The sequence below is a fragment of the Streptomyces sp. 3330 genome (assembly GCF_031456635.1).
Lineage (GTDB): Bacteria > Actinomycetota > Actinomycetes > Streptomycetales > Streptomycetaceae > Streptomyces.
This window is the reverse complement of the sequence record NZ_JAVDVA010000066.1, coordinates 1-4,689: the sequence shown is the minus strand read 5'-3', so window position 1 is coordinate 4,689 and position 4,689 is coordinate 1. Positions and strand designations below refer to the sequence as shown.

The 4,689-nt window shown below is 64.1% G+C and carries 3 protein-coding genes and 3 pseudogenes; 4 read left to right on the top strand and 2 right to left on the bottom strand.

The genetic code is table 11. From position 1 onward, the window contains the following. Positions 1-719: 719 nt before the first annotated feature. A complete protein-coding gene (locus tag J2X68_RS40115) occupies positions 720-899 on the bottom strand; it encodes a hypothetical protein (RefSeq protein ID WP_310437538.1) in 180 nt (59 codons plus the stop codon). A gap of 327 nt (positions 900-1,226) precedes the next feature. On the opposite strand from J2X68_RS40115, the gene J2X68_RS40110 reads away from it, so the two are divergent. The 4 genes and pseudogenes from J2X68_RS40110 to J2X68_RS40100 all read left to right on the top strand — a co-directional run bounded on the left by J2X68_RS40110 (position 1,227) and on the right by J2X68_RS40100 (position 3,141). Continuing rightward, positions 1,227-1,811 (top strand): peptidase inhibitor family I36 protein, encoded by a 585-nt coding sequence (locus J2X68_RS40110; RefSeq protein ID WP_310437537.1) that lies wholly within the window; start codon positions 1,227-1,229, stop codon positions 1,809-1,811. A 415-nt stretch (positions 1,812-2,226) separates the two neighbouring features. Then, a pseudogene (locus J2X68_RS40480) lies at positions 2,227-2,304 on the top strand (IS5/IS1182 family transposase); the annotation flags it as partial. Between the two features lie 122 nt (positions 2,305-2,426). Next, positions 2,427-2,849 (top strand): annotated as a pseudogene (locus J2X68_RS40475) (DUF4158 domain-containing protein); the annotation flags it as partial. Positions 2,850-2,991: 142 nt separating this feature from the next. After that, positions 2,992-3,141 (top strand): hypothetical protein, encoded by a 150-nt coding sequence (locus tag J2X68_RS40100; protein WP_310437536.1) that lies wholly within the window; start codon positions 2,992-2,994, stop codon positions 3,139-3,141. A gap of 243 nt (positions 3,142-3,384) precedes the next feature. Here J2X68_RS40100 and J2X68_RS40095 read toward each other — a convergent pair. Further along, positions 3,385-4,339: pseudogene (locus J2X68_RS40095) on the bottom strand (helix-turn-helix domain-containing protein). Positions 4,340-4,689 lie beyond the last annotated feature (350 nt).

The following is a 4,689-nucleotide window of genomic DNA, read 5'->3' as shown; positions in this document are numbered from 1 at the left end:
TTGAGACGTCGAACACCTCCCTCAACGGCACAGGCGCCTCGTGCGTTGCGCCTGCACCACCGTCACCCGATCAGTGGCCACTCTGAAAACGCTCACTGAGTCTGTTTCAGCATGGCTGCCGATCAAGTACCGGACATGCCTGAAGCCTCGAGTTCCGCTGCAAGTTGAGGGCACCCTTCAACCGACACACGCTTCTCATTCTGCGGAGTGGCCGCCGACAAGGCCTCCTCGCCCTCCCGGCCACCGCCGCCGCAATCCTGTTACCACACAATGACCAGATGAAGCGGCTTCTACGGAGTAAGTCGATACGCTTACTTGTATCGCCAAAAATTACCCAGAAATGCGCCCCGCCGAATAAGTCCCTCACCGGCGGGGCGACAGCGCTAGACTCCCCAGTCTCCAGCGCCCGCACTTGCACTTCCTATGCTGGCTCCGAGCCACAGAAAGGCAAGAAACGTCACAGCAAAATACGTTCGCCCCTTTTTGAGCATTTTTACACCTCTCAGAAGGAAGGGAGATCTCGCCCCGCAGTCACCATCGGCGGCTGATGGTGAGTGGCTAGAAAATACCTCCACCCTGAAGGTGTTGATAGAATTTTAGTGCCAGCGTTGACTTCGAAGCATCGGGACTGCTGCATGGTTTGGTGACACCTGACCTGTCTCGCACGTCTTCCTCCTACACCAACTAGAGGTCGCGGCGGATACGGGCTTGGCCCGCGATCACCCATCGTCCTTCGGGTCGGTCCTCCCGTCGCCGCGGTAGGGGACGGAAGCGTGGCGCGTCGTGCAACCGGGGATGAAGAGCAGGCGTTGACCGTCGCTGGCCAGCAGGGCTGTCAGCAGTGCGGTTCCTCCCACGTTGAGGTCCAGCGCCAAGGTAACTGGCGGCCCGTCGGTCATCTCGAACTCATCCCGGATCAGCTCCAGCAGCGCTGGCTCATTTCTGGGTACAAGAGATCCCTTGCGTTCTTCAAACCACTTTTACGCGCCGGCTCTCAATTCTTCGCCTCCGCGACAAGCCCGGGGGCCTCACTGACCGCGCACCCCATGTCTCCCGGCCGCCGCACCGCTCTACCGAGCCTCCCACTGCACTGCTCCTGCGAGGTGAGCACCCCTCGGTGAACTGAGTCAGGCAGCGAGACGTACAACCTACCGAGGAGCCATTCAGCGAATTGGCCTCCGATCGATCAAAACGCTCATCGTGATCAACTCAGTAGAGGGATTCTCATGTCTCAGACCCGTTCCGCACTTTTTGCGGTGATGACCTTGAATGCAGTCCTCATGCTCACAGCTTGTGCCGGCTCAGGAAACGAAGAATCCGGCAGCGACAAGATCAATCAGCGGGCCGCAGCCGATCTGAACCAGCCGAACGAAACGTCGACGAATGACGATATTACCCCGAAGATGCCGGAGTGCGGTAGCGGCGATATTGTAGCCGAGGTTTCTGACGACGAGATCGTTCCCAAGCTGCCGAGCTGCGACGATGACGAGATCATTCCGAAACTCCCTGACGCGCAGCGCTGCCCTGACCGTAAGATATGCCTCTACGAGAGTGAGGGCTTCGGGGGGCAGATGTACGCTTTTACCGCGGTGAGTGATGTTTTTCCGACTCTGCGGGGGCTTAAGTTTTCCGATAATTTCGCCGTGAACGACAACACGTCATCCATCATTAACAATTCAGACTTCAACGCAAAGTTTTACACAGACGAATACCTTCAAGGTGACGTCGTCGAAGTCAATTCTCACGCCTGGAATTCAAAGCTCCAAACAGTGGCGATCAACGACTCCATTTCCTCTCTGAGTGTAGGCTGACAGCGGGCCGCATAATGGGCCCGTGGGTGGTCAAGCGGTCGGAGCATTTAAGGCAGGCCTCGGTGATGTCGGCTCGTCTTCCCCGGCGGATGCGGGCGCCATGTACCGGTCCGTCGGGGGGACAGAGCCGCCCGGCCGTCCGGGTGGGTGAGCCCGTGCCTGTCGCTCGTTGCATCGCGTAGCGACCGAAAGGGTGTGCTCGGCCTGAGCCAAATGCGGTGCAGCGACACAGGGGAGAACAATTCCAGCGGATTCACGGCGTATGGTCAGCACCGCTTTCGACCTAACCTCGATCTTGCATGGCGGTCCGCCGACGGAGTCGGTGGACCGCTTTACTCTCGGTGACTGATCCGTTTCCATCCTGAATACACTTAGGTCAGCAGCGTGTGGAGAGCTTGGACGATGGTGCTGATGCGGCCGCCCCCACGATCTGACCGCGGCCCGCGCCCACGGCATCGTCCAGGCCCGCCTCACCAGGCAGATCCTCGTCCTGACGGTCAGCAGCACTTCAACCGCCACCACGCCCGGCCGAGAGCTCCCAGTGAAGGCCTTCGCACAGCAGAAGTCCTGGCGGCTGCTCCGACGAGCCAGGTGCTCCACCCGTCGTGGGGTGAAATGGCAGTTCATCAGGGGTACGTAACGAGACGATGCTTCTGGTCGTTGCGGTGGTGCCCGAGCCAGAAGACGTACTCCACCAGCTCATGCGAAACGTCGACCGTGGCACGGTACGGGACCAAGCGGCTCCTCGGACGATGCGTGGCACGTAGGGCGCCGTGGGACCCGGCACAAGTTTTGGATCTTCTGGGCTCATCGAGGGACCTGCTCGGCGAGCAGGTGAAGGTGCCCGCGGAGGAGTGGGCCGCGTATGACTGGTCGGGGCGGGCGATCAAGCGGCACCGGACGGAGATCCGGGCCGCGTTCGGCTTCCGTGAGTGCACAGAGGAGGACCAGGCCCAGCTCGCCGAGTGGCTGGCGGTCGAGCTGTGCGGGGTGGAACTGAACCAGGACCGGCTGGCGGAGGCGGTGGTGGCCCGCTGCCGCAACGACCGGCTGGAGCCGCCGACGCCGGGCCGTATCGCCCGGCTGGTGGGCTCGGCGGTCAGCACCTTCGAGGAGCGATTCTGTACGGCCACGGTGGGCCGGCTGTCGGCGGCGACCCGCTCGCGGCTGGACGACCTGATTGCCGAGTACGCCGGAGCGGACGCAGAGAGCGCGGGCGGCGAAGGACTACCCCTCGGACCTGCGAGCGGCGGCCGAACCGGTGCGGTACACGCTGTGCCATGTGCGGGAGACGGAGATCACCGACTCGCTGGTGGAGCTGTTCATCTAGCTCGTGCAGAAGATCAACACTCGCGCGGAGAAGAAGGTCGAGGGCGAGTTCGCGGGGAGAGACAGCCGCGGCCCCGGCATGAACACCTCGGGCTCTGGGTCTGGCCGGATCCCGAGGGGCCTCGGCCGCGTCCATGCGAACCGAGCGCCGCCCTCGCCCACCCCGGTGCGTTTCGGGTGGTGCCGTCCGGGTGGTCAGTTGTCGTGTTCGCGGGCGGGCAGGTCGCCTCGCGTGGCCCGTCGTTCAGTCCGGTGTTTCGCCCGGGTCGGCGTGCTGGGAGTCGTTGGCTGGCGCGGACCGCTCGATGTCGTCGTGGGTCGCGGCCCAGCTGGCCAGCAGGTTCAGGGCGTCCTGCGAGGGTGAGTGGGGTTCGGCGGTGTAGGTGAGGAGGAACTGGCTGGGGCAGTCGGGGAGCGGGAAGGTTTCAAAGGGCAGGTCGAGGTCGCCGACGACCGGGTGGTGGAGGAGCTTCACGCCGGTGGTGTGCATGCGGACGTTGTGGGCCGCTCAGCGCGACGGAATTCCTCGCTGCGGGTGGACAGCTCCCCGATCAGGTCCGTCAGCCGCCGGTCGTAGAGGTCGCGGCCGGCCTCGGCGCGCAGCATGGCGACCGTGTCGCCTGCGACTTCGTCCCAGTGGCGGAAGAACTCGGTCGCGTGCGGGCTGAGAAAGACAAAACGGGCGTTGTTCGGCGGCCGTACCGGGTCGGCGTAGACGGGAACAGGGCGCGTCCGAGGTGGTTGGCGGCCAGGATGTCCCCGCGTCCGCTGAGGATGAACGCGGGTGTGCCGGTCATTGAGTCGAGGACGCGCTGCACCGTGGGCCGGACACGCTGCTGGGCGGGGCGGCGGCGTGGCGGGCGGGTCGTGCCGGCGCCGCGCAGGAGGTCGAGCAGGTGGATGCGTTCGGCCTCGTCGAGCTGCAGTGCTTGGGCGATGCCCTCGATGACGCTCTCGGAGACGCCGGTGGCGTTGCCGCGCTCCAGCCGGGTGTAGTACTCGCTGGAGATGCCCGCGAGGAGGGCTACCTCCTCCCGGCGCAGCCCGGTGACCCGTCGGCGTTCCCCGCCGTACAGGGGCAGTCCGGCCTGCTCGGGGGTGACCTTGGCTCGTCGCGTGCCGAGAAATTCCCGGATCTCCGCGCGGAAATCATCGCGGATGTCGCGGTTGGTGCCATTGGGGTCGTTTCTGCCTGCCATGCGCTTCACTCTACGAGCGCGTCCGCCGGGTTGGGGGTCCCTGTCAGTGACCCCCTCATCAGGGACTCTTAAGTTCCTCTGCGCGACAGTCGTCGCTTCACTCAGCCCGCACGGGGCGTTAAGGAGACGTATGGATTTCGCCTCGGTACCGCTGCGTGTCAACGCTCCTCGTAGAAGCGAACGACGGCCGCACCCGCGGCTGAGACCATCACGAGGAATGTCATGCACTTGATCTCGGCTGCCAAGCACTGGCTCATCGGGCGCGCACTGCGCAGTGATCGGCTCGGAGAAACGCTCCTGCCGAAGCGCATCGCCCTGCCCGTCTTCGCTTCCGACCCGCTGTCCTCCGT